The organism is Streptomyces yongxingensis (assembly GCF_055597465.1).
Genome location: NZ_CM145717.1, coordinates 529,967 through 548,639 on the forward strand (window position 1 = coordinate 529,967; position 18,673 = coordinate 548,639).

Here is an 18,673-nt window from a genome sequence, read left to right on the forward strand (position 1 = left end):
CCAGAACCATGGTCATGGCGCCCGGCCGGCACTCGAGGAATGGACCGTAGTGAAGTCCCGCTGGGGACTGTCGGCAGACCCTGGCAAAGTGACCACGCTCACCGACCTCGCTAACAAGTGCCGCGACACCCGCATCACCTACACACCTGCCCACTGAAGTCAGTAGCCACGTAGCCATCGTGCCGAGGTACCATCCAGCACCAACATGTAACGGCGCCCAGACGAGGGAGCTTGTGATGGACACTTCTGCCGACAACACCAGCCTGAAAACCCAGTACACGGCACAGATCACCGCCGACCTCGAACGCAACGCGGCCGAACACGAACGCCTCAGCGCCGACATCGCGACGTTGCAACAACAACTGTCGGCGTTGGAGAACAACCGGGCGCTCCTGCTCAGCATGCGGCAGACTCTCGACAACGAAGCCACCGGTGACGCACCGGAGAACACCGACGTCAGCGGCGTGGAGAATGGCTCGTCCGCCACACGGAAGTCCGTGTCGCTGCCAGCGGCACGCACGTCGAAGAAGAAAGCCGACATGACGAGCGGCAAGCGGAAGCGTGCGGAGTCAGGCAGGGGCCGCCCCAAGCGGGTACGAAACGCGGGTGTGCCCACGCTCGGGGACCTCATCCGCGATGACCTGACCCGGCACGGTGAACCGCGCTCCGCAGCCGAAGTCACCGCCGCCCTCACCCAGACCCTCCCGGACCGCGAGATCAAGGCCACGGTCGTGCGCAGCACGCTCGAGTCACTCGTCGCCAAGGGGCAAGCACACCGCACCAAGCAGCAGAGGGCCGTCTTCTATTCGGCCACCGCCCCGGACGCGGCCGCTGGTACGGCCGAGCCCGGCGAAGCAACCTCCTCCTGAGAAGCCTCGACACGATCCGGCGTTGCTGCACTCCGTCCCAGACACCCGCGCACGTCACTGCCAGGAGAACGCCCGTACTTCGCCCCTCCCCCGGCTGGGAAAGGATTGGACGGGGTGATGCTCGGGCTGTAGCTTGCGGTGGACCGTGACACCGCCCGAGGAGGTGAGACCCATGAACGCAGTATCGACGTGGGTGCTCCCCCTTCCCGTCACGGCCGGCGATTGACGTAGGTGTCGCCGGGAGCGCCTCCACAACAAGGCACTCCCGAAAGGCAACACCTATGCACTCTCACTCTCCGCAGTGCACCACCGAGCCGTCGTCGAACGACACGGTCGAACGCGACTTCACCGTGGGCGACGTCCCCGGACTCCGGTCGTCGGCCTCCGGCGCCGATCGCGCGCCCCTCATGTTCGACGTGATCATTGCCGGGTGTGGGCCGACCGGCGCGATGCTGGCCGCCGAACTGCGGCTGCACGATGTGCGGGTACTCGTTCTGGAGAAGGAAACCGAGCCCGTGTCGTTCGTCCGCATCGTCGGTCTGCACATTCGCAGTATCGAGCTGATGGCAATGCGCGGACTGCTGGATCGCATTCTCGAACACGGAAGACAGCGCCCGGCCGGCGGATTCTTCGCCGCCATCAACAAACCCGCGCCCAAGGGCCTGGATTCCGCGCACGCCTATCTGCTGGGCATCCCGCAGCCGGTCATCGTTCGCCTGCTCGAAGAACGTGCGATCCAACTGGGCGCGCAGGTCCGGCGCGGTCGTGCGGTGGCCGATTTCGAGCAGGACGACGAGGGTGTGACCGTCGAGCTGGCCGACGGCGAACAGCTGCGTTCGCGCTATCTCGTCGGCTGTGACGGCGGGCGCAGTACCGTGCGCAAACTGCTCGGCGTCGGCTTCCCCGGCGAGCCCTCGCGGACCGAGACGCTGATGGGCGAGATGCAAGTGGGTGTGCCGCAGGCGGAGATCGCCGCCAAGGTGGCCGAAATCGGCGAGACCAATAAGCGGTTCTGGCTCAGGCCATTCGGCGAAGGGGCATATAGCGTCGTAGTCCCCGCCGCGGGAGTCAGCGATCGCGCGGAACCACCCACCCTCGAGGATTTCAAACAACAGCTGCGCACCATCGCCGGCACCGATTTCGGCGTGCACTCCCCGCGCTGGTTGTCCCGCTTCGGGGATGCCACCCGGCTGGCCGAACGCTATCGGGTCGGGCGAGTGCTGCTGGCCGGCGATGCGGCACACATCCATCCACCCACCGGCGGACAGGGCCTCAACCTGGGCGTTCAGGACGCATTCAACCTCGGCTGGAAACTGGCCGCGCAGATCCGCGGCTGGGCGCCGGAAGCGCTGCTGGACACCTACCACGCCGAACGCCATCCGGTCGCCGAGGACGTGCTGGACAACACCCGCGCCCAGATGGAACTGCACTCCCCCGAACCGGGCCCGCGGGCCGTGCGCAGGCTGCTCACCGAACTGATGGACTTCGACGAGGTGAACCGCTATCTGATCGAGAAGATCACCGCGATCGGCATCCGCTACGACTTCGGCGAAGGCCCCGACCTGCTCGGCCGCCGCCTGCCCGACATCGACGTGAAACACGGCCACCTCTACGGTCTACTGCATCACGGCCGCGGCCTACTGCTGGACCGCACCGAACGCCTGACCGTCGGCGGCTGGTCGGACCGGGTCGATTACCTCGCGGATCCCACTGCGGCACTGGATGTTCCGTGCGTCCTGCTACGCCCCGACGGCCACGTCGCCTGGATCGGCGACGATCAGCAGGACCTGGACGACCACCTCTCCCGCTGGTTCGGCAAGCCCGCCAACTGATTTCGCCTGCGCGACCGAAAAGGCCCGTGAGGAGGATCGAAGGGCCAGCAGCGACTGACCATCGGGAGGCTGGAGGCAGCATCAGCCGTGGTGCTCTGGCGCCAGGGCCGGCCTGCGAGGAGGGTTAGCCTCCAAGTGACGACCGGAGGACGGGGGAAGAGCACCGCGGAGTGGATCGGCGCAGGCGGCCGTGCGTTCGTCTAACGGCCGTCTGTCGAACATGAAGTTTCGCGGGTGAGGCGTCGGCTTATGAGGTCGATCATCGCAACGTGGATGATGGCTTCGGAGCGGTGGGCGTGGGTTTCGTAGCTTGTGGCGGAGACCTGGGTCGAGGGCGGCAGCGGGCAGCGAGGCTGCGGGCAGGTCACATCTCAACCAGGCCGAGTTGACGCCGCATGCCGAGTTCGTCGCTGCTGCCCCAGCGCTCGACGAGCTTGCCGTCGCTGTCGAAGCGGCTGATCTGCATGCCCCGGTAGCTCACCTTCTTGCCGGTCGGTGGCTGCCCCATGAGCGGTCCCAGATGCGTCCCGGTGACCACATAGGCGAAGGCCAACTCGTCATCGGTAGCAACCAGGTGCTCCACCTCAACGTGCAAGTCGGGAAAAGCCGCTCGCAACTCGCTGAACATGGTCTTGTACCCTTCGGGCCCCTGCACTTGCCCCGGGGCGGGATCATGGTCGACCGAATTGGGTGCGACGATCTCGTCCAGAGCGTCCAGGTTGCCGGTGACGACGGCGTCTCCGAAAGCAGTCTGTGCGGCGATGTTCGCTTGCTGAGCCATGGGCACTCCCGGGTGTGTCTGGGGCACCGGCCTGTTCGTCGGCTGAGAAGTCCGTACCTACGCCGTATACCGACCGTACATCCGCCGCTCGTCCTCAGCATGTCTACGCGGCAAGCCTCCGACGGCGCTGGGCCTGCAGGCGGACCTAGCCTCGCGCTTCGCCGGTATGACGGCGCTCGACCGACTGGGCGGGCCCGACGATGTCGCCGACGTGGTCGCCTTCCTCGCCTCCGACGCCGCCCGCTGGATCACGGGTCAGATCGTCGACGCGAGCGGTGGCCTGTTCCTCGGCCCACGCGTCTGACCAACGAGGTCGACGCGACGGCCAGTGTGGATGCTGCCCCTGCCCCACGCCCCGCCGTTCCGCCCCCGGCCTCAAGAGGATCTGAGGGCTCGGGACCGGAGCAGCCTGTCTGTTCTGCCTGAGGCTCATCCAGCCTTCGCCGGAGGCGTTCCGGTCCAACGCCTTCCCCTACTACGGGCCGCGGTTCGTCACCGCGCGAAATGACCCGCCGCTGGAGAAGTTCCGGGCCCAGGTGCAAGCCGCATGCTCGATGCCACCGCCCTGATCCGTCTTCGCGTCCGTCTCGGACGGGCGGGGTGCGAATGCCGTCGGGCACCGCGCGGCCACGGTCTCGCGCCGCCACTCAGCCCGGCGTCGTTTCGGGCCGCCCCGCGCCCTCGAGCAGCATCCGGATATCGTCGGTGAATCCCGCTGTATCGGTCAGATCGAAAGCCACACGTTGGAGCAGGAACCCGTGCAGCAGGCCCATCACCAGCCGTGCGCCATGCTCAGGTTCCACGGCGGGCGGAACGGCGCCTGCCGCCTGGCCGCGGCGCAGCGCATCGGCGATGCTGCGGCGTACGGACTCGAAGCCTTCGACGGCGCGAGCGCGCACGGCATCGTTCCGCAGCAGCTCCGACCACGTCTGTACGGCGCAGCGCAGCAGTTCCTCGACCGGAACCGCGCGTCCTGCGGCATCTGTGACGGTCTCGACGCTCAGTGCCTCAAGTGATGCCGCCACCAGGTCGGCGACAGAGGCGGCGTCGGCGACGGCGGCCAGCCGCTCGACCGGTTCGAAGATCAGCCGGAACGCGTCTCCGGCGATGGCAAGGATGATCTCCTCCTTGCTCGCGAAGTAGCGGTAGGGCGCCCCGGCCGAGACGCCGGCCTCGGCGGCGATGTCGGGCATCGAGGTCTGGTGGAAACCGTCCCGTGAGAAGCAGCGGCGTGCCGCCGCCACGATCTCCGCGCGCTTGGCTTCGCGACGCTCCGGCGTGATGCGCGGCATGACCGACCTTCCTTCAACGTAAATGAACATTCACCTTGACCTGCGGATCCTACGAGCTTAGCGTAAAAGTGAAAGGTCATTCACGGAAGAAGGGATCGACGATGAGCGCGAAACTGAGTGTCGCCGCCTACACCTACGAACACACCGAGGCACTGTTCGACGGCCGCGTCACGATCGACGGAGTGGATGCCACCCTCGAGTCGGCGCCGCTGGTCTCGGACATCTTCCGCAGCATGCTCGAGGGCCGCTACGACGTGGCGGAGTTCGGCCTGACCTACTTCCTGCGCTCCTTCGACCTGGAGGACGCGCCGTTCACAGCGCTGCCGATCTTCCCGAACCGCAACTTCCGGCACTCGGCCATCTTCGTGAACACGGCAGCGGGGATCGAGAAGCCGCAGGACCTCGCGGGCAAGACGATCGGCGAGTTCGCGCTGTTCGGTCATGACGCAGGGGTGTGGCTCAAGGGCATCTTCTCCGACGAGTACGGCGTGACCCCCGATCAGTGCCGCTGGGTCATCGGGGGCACCGACCACCCCATCCCCGCGTTCGACTGGGTCCCGCAGCCGGTGCCGGAAGGGGTGGACGTGCGACACGCGGCGGACGGCGAGACCCTGGCCACGATGCTCGAGTCCGGTGAGATCGACGCGCTCATCTCCGTCGACGTCCCCCAGCCCCTGCTGAACGGCTCGACGAAGATCGCCCGGCTCTTCCCCGGCTACGAGAACGTGGAGCGCGACTACTACCGGCGTACCGGGATCTTCCCGCAAATGCACATCGTCGCGGTCCGTAGGGAACTGGTCGAACAAACCGACGTTCTGAAGTCGGTCTACCGCGCCTTCTGCGAGGCCAAGGAACTCACCCAGCAGAGGTACCGCCGAGGCGCCCAGAAGCAGCACATGGGCGTCATCACCCCCTGGTTCAGCAAGCACTTCGACGAGAACAGGACGCTGCTCGGCGAGGACTGGTGGCCCTACGGCCTCGGCGCGAACCGCAAGGCCGTCGACACCTTCCTGCGCTACCACCACGAACAGGGCCTCTCGAAGCGCCTGCTGACCAGCGAGGACATCTTCGTCCCCGCGTTCCTTGACACCTGAGCGGCACGAGCGCCAGGTTCGGCGGAAGGAACTCCTCGACTGGCTGGATGAAGCGTCTGCCGGCCGGCACGGTGTCGATGGCTGGGCCGACGGCCGCCATGGAACTGGGCATCGTCGGTCTCGCCTGACGGCAGCGGTAACCCTGCCAGACCGCCGCGGCGAGACGTGCCTGCCGGGCCGACCCCTCACACAGCCAGCGGCTGTCTGCGGACACGTCCGAAACGTTCAAGCCGGACACCTGCGACGGTGCCAGGGTAAGGGCATGAACGTAGATCTCTCCGCGGCCGCCTCGTTCATGGCCACGCATGCCCGAGTGCTCGATCGTCGACGGTTCGAGCTGCTCTTCGGCGAAACCGACACCAGCCCCGTGCTCGCCGCCCTCGACGGCTACCGCAATCCGGACGGCGGATACGGCTGGGGACTCGAGCCGGACCTGCGTGCGCCCGAGAGCCAGCCCGTGGGCGCGTTGCACGCCTTCGAGGTATTCGAAGACATCGCTCCTGCCACCACACCCCACGCCGCGCGCCTGTGCGACTGGTTGGCGTCGGTCTCCCTGCCCGACGGCGGCCTGCCCTTTGCACTGCCCGTCACGGACACCAGCGGCTGCGCACCGTTTTGGGCGCAGGCCGACCCGAAGGTCTCCACCCTGCACAGCACCGCGTTCGCAGTCGGCGGCGCACTGCGCGTGGCCGCATACGACCCCGCCGTCGCCGCCCATCCCTGGCTCGACCGGGCGACACAGTACTGCCTGACCGCCATCGAAGCGATCGGCGACAGACCCCACGCGATCGCGTTGTCCTTCGCGATCCGGTTCCTCGACGCCGCGTCCGAGACCCGCCCGGAAGCGGACGCCCTGCTCGGCCACCTCCGGCGGTTCATCCCCGACAATGGCCTGCTACCCGTCGAAGGTGGCGCCGCGGACGAGGTGATCCGCCCACTGGACGTCGCCCCCGCTCCCGGCCGTCCCGCACGCAGGCTGTACGACCCGGGCGTCATCGACACCGAGTTGCGCCGATTGGCTGCCGGGCATCAGGACGACGGCGGCTGGCTGGTCGATTTCACGAGCTACTCGCCGGTCGCCGCCCTTGAGTGGCGCGGGTACCGGACCGTGTCCGCCGTGTCCATCCTGAGGCAGAACTCCGTACATTTGGAGGCGCGTCAGTTGATCAGGAGCCCCGGCTGAGACCGAGTTCACGAGCGATGGCACGCATACTGTCGCCTCGTTCGATGCGTTCGTGAATCTGCTGCGACAAGCGATCTGTCCATCACCGTCCACAGTGCGGGACCCGGCACACCGGCCACCGACGCCCTGCAGCTCCTGGCCGGCTGGGCCGCCCCCAGAGCCAGGAGTCGGCTGCGTCGCTGCCGGGGAGCATTGCTTTCCCGAGTCGAAAGTTCGGTTTAGCATCCGCGGCATGACCCGCTCCCTACGCGCCGCCGTGACCCTGACCAGCGAGGAACGGAGCACGCTGCGGAACTGGGCGCACAGCCGGGTGTCGTCGCAGGCGGTCGCTCTGCGTGCCAGGATCGTGCTGGCCTGTGAGGAGGAGCCGACCGACAGGGCGGTGGCCGAGCGGCTCGGTGTCTCGCCTCAGCTGGTCGGCAGGTGGCGTTCGCGGTTCCAGTCCGAGCGGCTCGCCGGACTCGGCGACCGGCCGCGATCAGGCAGACCTCGCGCCGCGACCGGCGCCCAGCGGGACCGGGTCGTGCTGCGGCTGCTCGACGATCCGCCCACAAGGGCGGGCCGCTGGTCCTCGCGCTCGCTCGCCGCGGCGACCGGGGTGAGCCAGACCAGCGTGAGCCGGATTCTCCGCTCGCTCGATCCCGGAACCGTGCCCTCGGACTGGTTTCCAGGGCGGGAGCGCACGATCGGCGGCGTGCTGCTCACTCCCCGCGTGCGTGCCCTCGCCGTGGTGCTGGGCGAGGATGGGCGGTTCGAGCGGGGCGATCCCCGCACCGGCCACCGGTCCGATGCGGCGCTGGTCCTCGCCGCGGCGGACGCGTTCTCCGGCGCATTCGGTGGGGACGCGTTCTCCGGCGCATCCGGTGCGGACGCGTTCTCCGGCGAACGACGGCCACCCTCGCCGAGGGGCGACGTGAGCCACTTCCTGACCTTCCTCGGCAATCTGCACCAAGCGGTCCCACCGACGGCCGAGACGCACGTCCTCGTGGACAGCGCCGCCGTGCTCAGCGATCCGAGGGTCGCACGCCGGCTGCGCGGGCACTCCCGCTGCCACGTGCGTGCGGTGGCGGCGGGGCGCCCGTGGGCGGCGGATGCGGCGGCGCTGCTCGGCAACCGGACGCTCGACCCGGACGTCCGCGGCAGCGTGCGCTCGTGGTTGGCCGACCGTTCCGCGCCGCTGATCTGGGTTCCGGGACCGGCTGCCGGAAATGACGGTACTTCCGGCTCACTGACCGGGAGCGCCCACCTGGCCGCCATCGCGGGCGCGGAACCGGCGGAGACGCCGGGCCAGGGCTCCCCGCGGCTGGTGGACCGGGTCGCCCACGCGCTGCGCGAAGAGATCGCGGGAGGTCACTTCCCTCCCGGTGAGCGGATCAAGGAGGCGCCGCTGGCCGCGCGACTCGGTCTTTCCCGGGGACCGGTCAGGGAGGCTTTGCGGTTGCTCGCCGAGGACGGCCTCGTCGAGATGATGCCCAACCGCGGTACGACCATCCCGATGGTCACGGCGGATCGTGTCATGGAGGTCTATGCGGTGCGTGCCGCGCTCGGCGTCGTGCTCCTGCGACGGCTGGCCTCGTTGGAACTGGAGTCGCTACGTCCGGTGAGCGAAGCGCTCGCCGACATCCGCCGCGTCGCGCGGCGACGGGACCACTTCGATATCGGCGATGCCGACCTGCGGTTCCAGGACGCGATCGCCCGCGCGGCCGGGTTGCGCCATACGTCGCGGTTCTTCCTGCGGTTGACGATGCAGCTGCGGATGTTCATCTCGATCCTCAAGCTTGACTACGCCAGCATTCCGGACCGGATCGAGCGCCGGGACAGCGCGATCTTCCGCGCGCTGTGCCATCAGGACGGGCACAAGGCCGTCCAGGCGTGGCGGGCCAAGACGGAGGTGGCCGTGCGGTACATGGTGGCCCAACTACCCGCGGGGAACTTCGATCCGGACCTGTGGCTGACGATCTCCGGCGTCACCGACCGCTGATACCGGCTCACGGCCGTCGGCGGTGGGTGCGGAAGAGCGAGGCCGTGCACGGCCCGCCCAGCCTTTCGCCGGCGCATCGTCGAACGGCGTCGGCGCGAGCACGTGAATCAAAGGTCCAGTGATGCCGAGTACCTGAGCGCGGGTGACCACGGTCCCGGGCACGCAACACCAACGCCACTGCTTGGGGGCGGTTCCCGCTCGATTGCCACCGCTGCTGCGCGCTTCCCGCTCCGCCGGGGACGGCGAGACAGCTTATGACTCGAATGCCGGGTCCCCGCTGCTGGTCGATCAGCTTCGTTGTCGCTCTACGCGGGTCAGCGGCGTACGCAGCGGCGAGCGCGGAGTGTACGGCTTCGCTTCCGCTACCAGAACCAGCCCGCCGGGCTTGGCCCGCCGGAATTCCGGGACAACACCCACTGCTGCCTGCCCCGCGGGATCGACGGCAAAACGATCCGGTCGGTGTCGACTCGGGGCGCGATTCCAGGTAGGTGATGGCACGCCGCCAGTCCTCGATCTGCTTCCAGGGGTCGATGTCCTGGCGCGGTGCGCCGTCGCTGGCACCGAAGGTGCGGTGGTCGTGGACCAGGGCGGCGAAGCCGGCCTCGGCGAACGCGGCGGCGAGGCGGAGAAGCGCCATTTCCTTCACCGCGCCGTACCCGTGGGCCATGGTGATCGCCGGGTGCCGACCGGGCCGGCCGGGAAGGTACAGCGCTCCGCGCAAGGTCACGTCGTGGGGCGTCGCGAACTCGATGTCGAGCTGAGGGGACTGGCTCATAACTGCTTCCTCCGGGGTTGTGCGACCGGTGTCGTCGGATGTGTTGTGCACACCTCGCACGTTGCGCCGGGCAGTACGCACCCGCGGCGCCGGTTGGGTCGGCGGCCGGTGCAGTACTCATGATCAGTCCGTCCTCTGGATCTCGTTACGGAAGGTCGTTGTGTACGTGGTGGGCTGCCCTGCCCCTCGTCGAGGCGGCGAGTGCTGCCACGGCCGCGACGGCGAGCAGGGCGGCGGCGATGGCGTAGGCGTGTGCGGCGGTGCGCAGCCCGTAGTGCTGGGTGGCGGCGCCCGCGGCGACGGCGGGCAGGCTCATGGAGAGGTAGCTGAGGACGTAGTAGGCGGCCAGGGTCGCGGCACGGTCCCGCGCGTCGAGCCAGGCGAGTGTCATGCGCAGCGCCCCGTGAGAGACGGCGCCGAAGGCGATTCCGGCCAGGGCCGCGCCGCCGTAGACGGCGGGCAGGCCGGCCCCGTGCAGACCGCTCAGCGTCAAGGCCGCGGCGGGGACGATGGTCAGGCTTCCGCCGGTGGCGGCGGCGTGCGGCGTTGTGCGCCGCAGTGTCCACACGGTGAGCGCGGCCGCGGCGGTGAGCGTGAAGAAGACCATTCCACCGGCCGCCTGCGGGGCATCGGGGGCCACGAGGCGCACGAGCGCCGGCCCGAGGGAGGAGTAGAAGCCGCCCAGGGCCCAGATGGCGATGACACCGGTGCCGGCCGCCAGCAGGGCGCGCCGTGCCGACGGTGGCACGGCGAGCTGGGGGCGCAGGGAGCGCAGGGCTCCGGCGTGCGTGCGGGCGGTCTCCGCGGTGAACGTGACCGCGACCGCCTGGGCTGCGAAGAGGACCGCCAGGACGACGTACACGGTGGCCGTGGGGGCTGGTGCGAAACGGATGAGGAGGGTGGAGACCAGGACGCCGGCGGCCATGCCCGCCACCGGGGCGATGCTGTTGGTCAGGGCGGATCGGCCCGGACGACGGGGGTCCTCCAGGTCGAGGAGCGCCGCGCCCGCGGCGCTGGTGGCCGCGCCGGTGGCCGCGCCCTGCAGGACGCGGGCGGCGATCAGCGTACCGGCGCCGTCCGCCGAGGCCAGCAGCACCATGGAGGCGGCCTCCACCAGCAGGGCGCCCACCAGGACGGGGCGTCGTCCCAGGTGGTCGGAGAGTGCTCCGGTGGTGAGCAGGGCCAGTAGCAGGGTCAGGGAGTAGGCGCTGAAGACCACGGTGATGGTGAGCGCGGACAGGTGCCAGGCGTCCTGGTAGTGGGGGTAGAGCGGTGTGGGTGCACTGGATGCCGCGAGGAGGGCGGCCAGGATCGAGGCGCTGAGGACGAAGGGGGCCGCACGGGTGGTCGTGCGGGTGTGGACGGCTTGGTAGGGGCCGCATTGCGCGGGTGCTCCGGGTGTGACGGTGGACATGGGACTCCTCGCACACTAAACGCTAAACGTTTGCTTTAAGTCACCGTAGGCCCCACAGCGGAGCAAACGCAAATATTTAGCTTTTGGCTGGGGGGTGGCTACACCGCTTCGGCCCGCGCCGTTCACGCACTTCATCCCGTGCGGAGTGCGGGAAGCCGTCTACATCATCGAGGGCCCGCTCAAGAACCCCTCCGAGGTGAAGCCGAATACCGTGCACGCCGATACGCGGGGCCGGAGCGTCCTCGACCGGGACCTGATCGCTCACGCCCTGCCTCACCCGCCGTCAGCCAGCTCCGACACAGCAACAAGCCCAAACCACGTACCACTCAGCCTCGAAAGAAGGAAAACCACGGCACGTGATCACCACTGAGCTCATGGTCTTGTCGAGGTGGCCGTACACCGTCGAACGGGGCACGCCGAACAGAGTTCCCGCGCTCGCCGCGCGGGCGCGGTCTGACCGGGTCCGCACGCGCGAGGAGGAATCGCTTCCGCACGAGAGCGAAGCCGACACGGCCGAACATCTGGTACTTGTTTACAGTCCCATCAAACCTGACTGTGGCGTTGCATGAGTTTGATGGCTGTGCGCACTTCCGCGGTGAAGAGATGGGGTTTCTCCCATGCGGCGAAGTGGCCGCCGTCGGCGACGGTGTTGAAGTGGGCGAGGTTGGTGTAGCGGCTTTCGGCCCAGCGTTTGGCAGTGCGGACATGTTCCTTCGGCGAGAGGCTGAAGGCGGCGGGCACGGCGATGGGCCGGTCGGGGCGAGCCGGCGATGTCCAGCGGGATCGAGCGATTTCCCAGTACAGGCGAGCGGAGGTAGGGCCCGCGTTGGGCAGCCAGTAGAGCATGATGTCGTCGATGATCTCGCTGAGCGGCAGGGAGGCTTCCGCGTCTCCGGGAGTGCCGGTGTTGTCCTGGAACAGGGTGTAGATCCAGGAGGCGAGTCCCACGGGAGAGTCGGCCAGTGCGTAGCCGATGGTCTGGGGCCTGGACGATTGCTGCTGGGCGTAGGCGGACTGGGTGCGCCAGAAGGCGTCGGCCTGCTCCAGCATGGCTGTTTCCTCGGCTGTGGCGTCCGCGCGTTCCTGCGGGGTGGGCGTGAATGTCGCGAAGTTGAGGTGTATGCCCTTGAGGCCGGCGGGCCGAAGGGCGGCGATCTCTTCGGTGACGCCTGCGCCGAGGTCGCCGCCCTGCGCGTACCAGCGGTCGTAGCCGAGTCGGTCCATGAGTGTGACCCAGGCGCGGGCCGTACGTTTGAAGTCCCATCCCGGATCCGTGGGTGCCTGGGAGAAGCCGAAGCCGGGCAGGCTCGGGATGACCAGATGGAAGGCGTCGTCGGCGTGTCCGCCGTGCTCCTCAGGGGCGGTGAGCGGGGCGATCACGTGCCGGAATTCCAGAACGGATCCGGGCCAGCCGTGGGTCATGAGCAGAGGCGTGGCGTCCACGTGGGCCGAGCGGACGTGCAGGAAAGCGATGTCCAGGCCGTCGATGTGGGTGGTGGAGTGGTGGTAGGTGTTGAGGAGCCGCTCGGTCTGGCGCCAGTCGTAGCGGGTGCGCCAGAACTCCACCAGGCTTTGAAGCTTGGCGAGTTGGGGGCCCTGGCTGGTGTCCCGGACCGTCTCGGGGGCGGGCCAGCGGGTGTTCTCCAGTCGGTGACGCAGATCTTGCAGGTCTGCTTCGGGAACAGCGATCGGGAGGGGGTGATGGGGCGGACCATGGCGTGCTCCGTAAGGTGAGGGCCGCGGCGCGGGTCAGACATTGTGTCCGCCGTCCACGGTGATCGTGGTGCCGGAGATGTGCCGGCCTCCTTCGCCGACGAGGTGGGCGATGGTCGCCGCGATGTCCGAGGGGGCCGCGTAGCGGCCGAGCGGCGTGGCGTCGCGCAGGGCCTTGGCCATGGGGCCGTCTGCCGGGTTGGCCTCGGTGTCGGTCGGGCCGGGCTGCACCAACACCGCGGTGATGCCCTGGGGCCCGACCTCACGGGCCAGCCCTCGCGTCAGGCCGCCCAGCGCGGCCTTGCTCGCCGCGTACACAGCCGCGCCGGGGAAGGGGACACGGTCGGCGAGGTTGCTGCCGATCGTGACGATCCGTCCGCCTGGGGGCAGGTGGCGCAGCGCCGCCTGGATTCCGACGAGCACCGCGCGCACGTTCACGGTCAGGGCGCGGTCCATGTCCGAGACGGTGAGATCGCGGACCGGGCCGGCCACGACAACGCCGGCGTTGTTCACCAGGATGTCCAACCGCCCGAATTCCGCGGCCGCGGCATCCACTGCGCCGGACAGGGCATCGGGGTCGGCGCTGTCGGCCCGCAGAGCGATCGCGGAACGCCCCCACCCCTGGAGTTCCTCCACCAGAGCCGTCGCCTGTTCATGAGAGCTGGTGTAGGTGAAAGCGACATCGGCGCCCTCCTGGGCCAGTCGGCGGACGATCGCGGCGCCAATGCCACGGCTTCCGCCGGTCACCAGAGCGGCCTTGTCGGACAGATCGGTCATTGCGGTCCCCTCTTCCACCACGCCAATTTCCTTGCCTAGGCAAGCATTACAGCTGTTTCCTTGCTTGGGCAAGTGAACTCGGGCATGATGACCACGTGGCCGAGAACACCCCGCTGAGCCCTCAGGAAGAACAGCTCGTGCGCCAGTTGGGGCGCCTTGTCCACGGCCTGCCGCGCTTCCTGGAAGAAGACATGACCCGCACGGCCGGGATCGCCATGACCGACTTCGCGGTGCTGATCGTTCTGGCGGAGACGCCTGGCCAGTGCCTGCGCATGGCTGACCTGGCCGAGTGCGTGGGGCTCACTCCCAGCCGTATCACCCGCGTCGTCGACGGACTGCGCCCCAAGGGCCTCGTCACGAAAGACCGTGACCCGGACGACGCGCGGAGCAACGTGACCACCCTCACCGCCGCCGGGCGCGCCGCGGCCGACCAGGCGCTCCCCCATTATGTGGCGAGCGTGCGCACGCGCATCCTGGCCCATATCCCGCCCGAGTCCATGCCCGCGACGCTTGAGGCCGTCAGCCGCGCCGCCGACGCGCTGTTGTCCAACTACGGTCCGCGAAAGCACCCCGGGTGATCCTGCGCATGGAGCCCGCGGTGAGCTTCGGCATTCCAACGGCACGCGAGCAGCACACCATCGGCAGCGAGAGCGGCCAGCCGCGTACGTCACCGGTCTGCCGGCCCCCGGGGCCCGACGGCACATGACTCATCGTGGCCTCCGCGCTGGGTCCACCCCCGTACCGGCGTCGAGGACGGCATGCGGCGCCTTACGGACCTGTAGCCCTTCACGGCGGTCGGCGGTGCACGTCACGGTCGCCTTACTGGCGGTGAAAACGCTTGTTTCGCCGGAATGAATGCTCAAACAGACATCACCTTTCACATGATGCGATCGGTGACCTGTGATTTCATGAGCCCGCACACCACGGGACAGGGGATGACACATGGGGGCACCGCAGGCCAGGTGGAGCGCGTTGCTGGAGATGCTGACGCGCGATGGACGGCTCGAGGTCGAGGCCGCCGCCGAGGTACTGCGGGTCTCCGCCGCCACGATCCGGCGTGATCTGGACGAGCTGGCCCGCCAGCAGATGGTCACCCGCACTCACGGCGGCGCCGTGATCAATGCGATCGCGTACGACCTGCCGCTCCGCTACAAAGCCGCGCGCAACGCCCCGGAGAAGGAGCGGATCGCCGACGCGGCGGCGGGCCTGGTGAAGGCGGGCGCCGTGGTGGGCCTGAACGGCGGCACCACCACCACAGCGGTCGCCCGCGCGCTGGCCACCCGGCCGGAGCTGGGCACGGAGGGTGCGGGGCCCACTCTGACGGTGGTCACCAACGCGCTGAACATCGCCAATGAACTGGTCGTACGCCGCCATGTGAAGCTCGTCGTCACCGGGGGCGTGGCCCGCCCCGCCTCGTACGAGCTCACCGGGCCGCTCGCCACCGAGGTACTCGCGCAGATCACCATCGACCATGTCTTCATCGGCGTCGACGCGATCGACGCCAGGCACGGCGCGACGGCCCACGACGAGGGCGAGGCCGGCATCAACCGGGCGCTGGCCTTGCGTGCCGAGCAGGTGGTCGTCGTCGCGGACTCCTCCAAGCTGGGCCGGCGGGCCTTCGCCCGGATCTGCCCGGTGGAGGACGTCCATGTGTTGGTGACCGACAAGGCGGCGGGCCCCGAGCTGACCGAACCGTTCGCCGCGGCGGGCGTGGAGATCGTCCGGGCCTGAGCGTCGGCGAACGACGACCGGCACGATCAGGCGGGTACCACGTCACTGCCAAGCGGGTGATTGTTCCTGATCGATGACGGGCCGAATCAAGCATTTTCATCCTTGATCCAACCCGGCATCACCTCGGAGGTCCTGGACCGCTCGGACGTTCCAGGACCGGGGCCAGGGCTGGGGCCGGGGCCAGGCATAAGCGATTGCCCGGAGGCGTGCCTGACGACGCGTGAGGCCGCGGGCGTGGCATCACCCGGCCCCAACCCTCGCGTCAGACCCACACATTAGGGACAGAAACGGACTGAATCGGGCGTGGTTCACACAGATTTTACCGCCGCCTTCCCCGGGTCCGTGGGCTCGGGAACCAGGGCGCGGACCGGGGAAGTTCACCGTCGCCGGGGACGACGGGCATGGCGGGCGGGTCAAGAAATCATGGAAAACGAGTGTTGACATCCGACGTATATGGCCAGAACATCAACACAAATAAGCATGATCTTGCAGTGCTGCTCAACGACGCCGGCCCGCCCCGCAGGAGGACGTGAGTGCGCACCCACCCCCGCAGACCACGCAAACCCGGTAGATTCGCCACGCTCCTGGCCGCCGCGCTGGCCCTGACACTCACACCGTCGGTCGCCGACCCCCTCGCCACGGCGGCCCGGGCGGACACCGCCGCCCGGCCGAAGGTAGCGCACAGCGCGGATGCCCTCACCGTGTCCGTGCCGGCCACCGATAGGGCCCCCGGCTACACCGTCGACATCGCCACCGACGCACTCGCCGTCACCACCGAGCGCGCCGGAGAGACCGTGCTCAACACCGCGAGCGGCGACACGGGGGGCCTGCGATTCCGCTCCGGCGGCCAGTGGCAGCACGCCACCGAGGTCACCGACTGGGCGTGGAAGGACGGCGTCCTCGCCCTCACCGCCGACACCACGCTCGACGGCGCCACCGTCAAGGCGCGGCTGACTCCCGCGTCCGACCGCTACCAACTGGACTGGGACGTCGAGGGCGGCAGCCCCGACCAACTCGGCCTCGTCTACGACCTGTCATCGGCCGGCCACTGGTACGGCCATGGCGAGGCGGAGACCCCGCAGGGCGGCCCCGGTGTCAATCAGCCCTGGCCGCTCGACACGGGAGAGGTCGAACACACAACCTTCGGCCCCGCCTCGTACAACATGATCGACCCGTTCTGGTACACCTCCAGCTCGACCGGTCTCCACGTCGACACCGGAAGTGTCATGGACGTGACACTCAACAGGGCCGGGGACGGCCTGGGCCGCTTCACCGTCGAGTCGTCCGACACCTACAAGGCCACCGTGTTCGTCGAGTCGACCCCACTGGAGGTCTACCGCGACTACATCGGCATCGTCGGCAAGCCGGCCAAGAGCGACGCGACCTACGAGCAGTACGCCAAGCCGCTGTGGAATTCGTGGGCACAGTTCTACACCAAGGTCGACCAGGAGAAACTGCTCGACTATGCCACCGACCTCCACGACAACGGTCTCGACGGGCACACCATCCAGCTCGACGACAAGTGGGAGTCGGACTACGGCAATCTGACCTGGGACCCCAAGACCTTCCCCGATCCCAAGGGCATGTCCACGAAGATCCATGACATGGGGTTCGACTTCGGCCTCTGGGTCACCCTGTGGATCAACCTGGACTCGGACAACTACCAGTACGCCGTCGACAACGGCTATCTCCTCAGGGACGCCAAGGACACCAGTAAGCCCTGCGAAGTGACCTGGTGGAACGGCCAGGCCGGAATCATCGACCTGGCGAACCCCGACGCCAGGGCCTGGTACGTGGGCAACCTCAAGAAGCTCATGGACACCTACGACATCGACGGGCTGAAGTTCGACACCCGCTTCTTCGACGAGAAGTGCGCGCCGCGCGAAGGCCACCAGGCCACCGACTACCAGAAGCTCGGCACACAACTCGCCGATGAGTTCGACCTCCAGGGCGCGGGCATCCGGGTGCACTGGAACAAGACGGCGCACGAGGCAGGCTTCGTCACCCGCCAGGTCGACAAGGGCACCGGCTGGGACTCCCTGCGCGCCTCCGTCACCCAGAATCTGGCGATCTCCACCATCGGCTACCCGTTCGTCGAATCCGACATGGTCGGCGGCTCCGGCGGTCAGCCCGCCCCGTCCAAGGACGTCCTGGTGCGCTGGGCGCAGTCCGCCTCGCTGATGCCGCTGATGTACTCCTCGACGTCACCCGTGGACACCTATGACACCACCACCGGGCAGAAGGTGGACTACGACCAGGAGACGGTCGACCTCTACCGGCAGGCGATCGAGACGCACAAGAAGCTCGCCCCGTACATCTGGGATCAGGTCCAGTCCACCACCCTGAAGACCGGCGACCCGATCATGCGGCCCCTGTTCTTCGACTTCCCCAAGGACAAGGAGAGTTACACCGTCACCGACGAGTGGATGCTCGGCCCGGCCGTGCTGGCCGCGCCCAAGCTGGGCACCGGCGCCACCCGGACCGTCCACCTGCCGCCCGGCACCTGGTACGACGTCAACCAGGGCACCGTGATCCGCGGCCCCAGGACCCTCAAGGGATACGCGGCACCCCTCGGCGTCACCCCGGCGTTCGTCAACCTCAAGGCAAAGGGCGCCGCCAAGGCCATCAAGGCGCTGAAGCGCGACGACGCCCCGGCCGCTTCGGTCCTGATCAGTCCGGACGCCCCGGCCGCCGACGCGAGGTGGGGCGGTCACGACCTCGCCGCGACGGTGACGTACGGCCGTATCCAGAAGGTCTCCGACGCGGTGCGGGCGGAGATCAAGCCTGCCCCGGGCGGTGTGACGGCCCCGTATCTGACGACCGCCACCGCCGATGACGCCCGATACGCCCGGAGGGGGGACCAGTTCGCCCTCTGGGCCGGCGGCCAGGACCCGTCCGGGTGGAGGGACGAGAAGGGCGTCATCTACCTCGACGACGCGGCCGGTGAGAAGGCCACCGTGCGGACCGAGCTGGTCTCCCAGGACAGCGCCTCGCCCTTCGGCAAGGCGGGGATCGCCCTGGCCGACGATCTGACCGCACCCGGCAAGGACGGCGAGACCTGGTCGCGGGTGGGCACCGCCGAGGTGCCGTCGGCCGCCGGCACCGGTGACGCCGGAATGGCCGCCAGCGCGGCCAACGCCAGCTACCCCGGCGAAAACATCGAGGCGGTCTTCAGCGGATTCTCCGTCACCTCCTGACGCCACCGGCGCCGAGCCGCCGCTTCCCGGCAGG

At 68.6% G+C, this 18,673-nt stretch carries 14 protein-coding genes and 2 pseudogenes; 10 read left to right on the forward strand and 6 right to left on the reverse strand.

The window, feature by feature from the left end:
- The first annotated feature begins 236 nt into the window (after window positions 1-236).
- Both ACZ6TD_RS02400 and rox read left to right on the forward strand, forming a co-directional pair.
- Window positions 237-869, forward strand: a complete 633-nt coding sequence (locus tag ACZ6TD_RS02400) for a hypothetical protein (protein WP_471349680.1) — start codon at window positions 237-239, stop codon at window positions 867-869.
- A gap of 281 nt (window positions 870-1,150) precedes the next feature.
- Window positions 1,151-2,701, forward strand: coding sequence for a rifampin monooxygenase (gene rox / locus ACZ6TD_RS02405; protein WP_471349684.1), 1,551 nt, complete (start codon window positions 1,151-1,153; stop codon window positions 2,699-2,701).
- Window positions 2,702-3,065: 364 nt separating this feature from the next.
- Here the strand turns inward: rox and ACZ6TD_RS02410 are convergent, their stop codons facing one another.
- Window positions 3,066-3,482 (reverse strand): ester cyclase, encoded by a 417-nt coding sequence (locus ACZ6TD_RS02410; protein ID WP_471349687.1) that lies wholly within the window; start codon window positions 3,480-3,482, stop codon window positions 3,066-3,068.
- A gap of 160 nt (window positions 3,483-3,642) precedes the next feature.
- Between ACZ6TD_RS02410 and ACZ6TD_RS02415 the strand changes: the two are divergent.
- A pseudogene (locus ACZ6TD_RS02415) lies at window positions 3,643-3,786 on the forward strand (SDR family oxidoreductase); the annotation flags it as partial.
- Between the two features lie 343 nt (window positions 3,787-4,129).
- Here the strand turns inward: ACZ6TD_RS02415 and ACZ6TD_RS02420 are convergent.
- Complete coding sequence (locus ACZ6TD_RS02420) at window positions 4,130-4,774, reverse strand: TetR/AcrR family transcriptional regulator (protein ID WP_471349690.1); 645 nt, start codon at window positions 4,772-4,774, stop codon at window positions 4,130-4,132.
- Between the two features lie 101 nt (window positions 4,775-4,875).
- On the opposite strand from ACZ6TD_RS02420, the gene ACZ6TD_RS02425 reads away from it, so the two are divergent.
- The 3 genes from ACZ6TD_RS02425 to ACZ6TD_RS02435 all read left to right on the forward strand — a co-directional run bounded on the left by ACZ6TD_RS02425 (window position 4,876) and on the right by ACZ6TD_RS02435 (window position 9,032).
- Entirely contained in the window at window positions 4,876-5,868 is a 993-nt protein-coding gene (locus tag ACZ6TD_RS02425; RefSeq protein WP_471349692.1) for a substrate-binding domain-containing protein, read from the forward strand.
- A 295-nt stretch (window positions 5,869-6,163) separates the two neighbouring features.
- Complete coding sequence (locus tag ACZ6TD_RS02430) at window positions 6,164-7,051, forward strand: hypothetical protein (protein WP_471349695.1); 888 nt, start codon at window positions 6,164-6,166, stop codon at window positions 7,049-7,051.
- 232 nt (window positions 7,052-7,283) lie between these two features.
- The gene (locus tag ACZ6TD_RS02435) at window positions 7,284-9,032 is read left to right on the forward strand and encodes a GntR family transcriptional regulator (RefSeq protein ID WP_471349701.1); all 1,749 of its coding nucleotides are present in this window, start codon (window positions 7,284-7,286) and stop codon (window positions 9,030-9,032) included.
- Between the two features lie 7 nt (window positions 9,033-9,039).
- Here the strand turns inward: ACZ6TD_RS02435 and ACZ6TD_RS02440 are convergent, their stop codons facing one another.
- Both ACZ6TD_RS02440 and ACZ6TD_RS02445 read right to left on the reverse strand, forming a co-directional pair.
- Window positions 9,040-9,807: an alpha/beta hydrolase gene (locus tag ACZ6TD_RS02440; RefSeq protein WP_471349704.1), complete on the reverse strand. Its 768-nt coding sequence runs from the start codon at window positions 9,805-9,807 to the stop codon at window positions 9,040-9,042.
- 145 nt (window positions 9,808-9,952) lie between these two features.
- Window positions 9,953-11,221, reverse strand: coding sequence for an MFS transporter (locus ACZ6TD_RS02445; RefSeq protein ID WP_471349707.1), 1,269 nt, complete (start codon window positions 11,219-11,221; stop codon window positions 9,953-9,955).
- A 115-nt stretch (window positions 11,222-11,336) separates the two neighbouring features.
- On the opposite strand from ACZ6TD_RS02445, the pseudogene ACZ6TD_RS02450 reads away from it, so the two are divergent.
- Window positions 11,337-11,462 (forward strand): annotated as a pseudogene (locus ACZ6TD_RS02450) (Tn3 family transposase); the annotation flags it as partial.
- A gap of 302 nt (window positions 11,463-11,764) precedes the next feature.
- On the opposite strand, the gene ACZ6TD_RS02455 reads toward ACZ6TD_RS02450, so the two are convergent.
- Together ACZ6TD_RS02455 and ACZ6TD_RS02460 are read right to left on the reverse strand one after the other, a co-directional pair.
- Window positions 11,765-12,910 (reverse strand): epoxide hydrolase family protein, encoded by a 1,146-nt coding sequence (locus ACZ6TD_RS02455; protein WP_471358768.1) that lies wholly within the window; start codon window positions 12,908-12,910, stop codon window positions 11,765-11,767.
- 60 nt (window positions 12,911-12,970) lie between these two features.
- Entirely contained in the window at window positions 12,971-13,711 is a 741-nt protein-coding gene (locus ACZ6TD_RS02460; RefSeq protein ID WP_471349709.1) for an SDR family NAD(P)-dependent oxidoreductase, read from the reverse strand.
- A gap of 95 nt (window positions 13,712-13,806) precedes the next feature.
- On the opposite strand from ACZ6TD_RS02460, the gene ACZ6TD_RS02465 reads away from it, so the two are divergent.
- From ACZ6TD_RS02465 to ACZ6TD_RS02475, 3 genes are all read left to right on the forward strand, one after another.
- Window positions 13,807-14,289: a MarR family winged helix-turn-helix transcriptional regulator gene (locus tag ACZ6TD_RS02465; RefSeq protein ID WP_471349712.1), complete on the forward strand. Its 483-nt coding sequence runs from the start codon at window positions 13,807-13,809 to the stop codon at window positions 14,287-14,289.
- Window positions 14,290-14,653: 364 nt separating this feature from the next.
- A complete protein-coding gene (locus ACZ6TD_RS02470) occupies window positions 14,654-15,442 on the forward strand; it encodes a DeoR/GlpR family DNA-binding transcription regulator (protein ID WP_471349714.1) in 789 nt (262 codons plus the stop codon).
- A gap of 533 nt (window positions 15,443-15,975) precedes the next feature.
- Window positions 15,976-18,639: a glycoside hydrolase family 31 protein gene (locus ACZ6TD_RS02475; RefSeq protein WP_471349718.1), complete on the forward strand. Its 2,664-nt coding sequence runs from the start codon at window positions 15,976-15,978 to the stop codon at window positions 18,637-18,639.
- Window positions 18,640-18,673: the final 34 nt, after the last annotated feature.

Excerpts from the sequence above, each read along its gene's own strand:
- rox (WP_471349684.1), top strand. The coding sequence starts at position 1,151 with ATGCACTCTCACTCTCCGCAGTGCACCACCGAGCCGTCGTCGAACGAC.
- ACZ6TD_RS02460 (WP_471349709.1), bottom strand. The coding sequence starts at position 13,711 with ATGACCGATCTGTCCGACAAGGCCGCTCTGGTGACCGGCGGAAGCCGT.
- ACZ6TD_RS02445 (WP_471349707.1), bottom strand. The coding sequence starts at position 11,221 with ATGTCCACCGTCACACCCGGAGCACCCGCGCAATGCGGCCCCTACCAA.
- ACZ6TD_RS02420 (WP_471349690.1), bottom strand. The coding sequence starts at position 4,774 with ATGCCGCGCATCACGCCGGAGCGTCGCGAAGCCAAGCGCGCGGAGATC.
- ACZ6TD_RS02440 (WP_471349704.1), bottom strand. The coding sequence starts at position 9,807 with ATGAGCCAGTCCCCTCAGCTCGACATCGAGTTCGCGACGCCCCACGAC.
- ACZ6TD_RS02470 (WP_471349714.1), top strand. The coding sequence starts at position 14,654 with ATGGGGGCACCGCAGGCCAGGTGGAGCGCGTTGCTGGAGATGCTGACG.
- ACZ6TD_RS02400 (WP_471349680.1), top strand. The coding sequence starts at position 237 with ATGGACACTTCTGCCGACAACACCAGCCTGAAAACCCAGTACACGGCA.
- ACZ6TD_RS02425 (WP_471349692.1), top strand. The coding sequence starts at position 4,876 with ATGAGCGCGAAACTGAGTGTCGCCGCCTACACCTACGAACACACCGAG.
- ACZ6TD_RS02410 (WP_471349687.1), bottom strand. The coding sequence starts at position 3,482 with ATGGCTCAGCAAGCGAACATCGCCGCACAGACTGCTTTCGGAGACGCC.
- ACZ6TD_RS02430 (WP_471349695.1), top strand. The coding sequence starts at position 6,164 with ATGGCCACGCATGCCCGAGTGCTCGATCGTCGACGGTTCGAGCTGCTC.
- ACZ6TD_RS02435 (WP_471349701.1), top strand. The coding sequence starts at position 7,284 with ATGACCCGCTCCCTACGCGCCGCCGTGACCCTGACCAGCGAGGAACGG.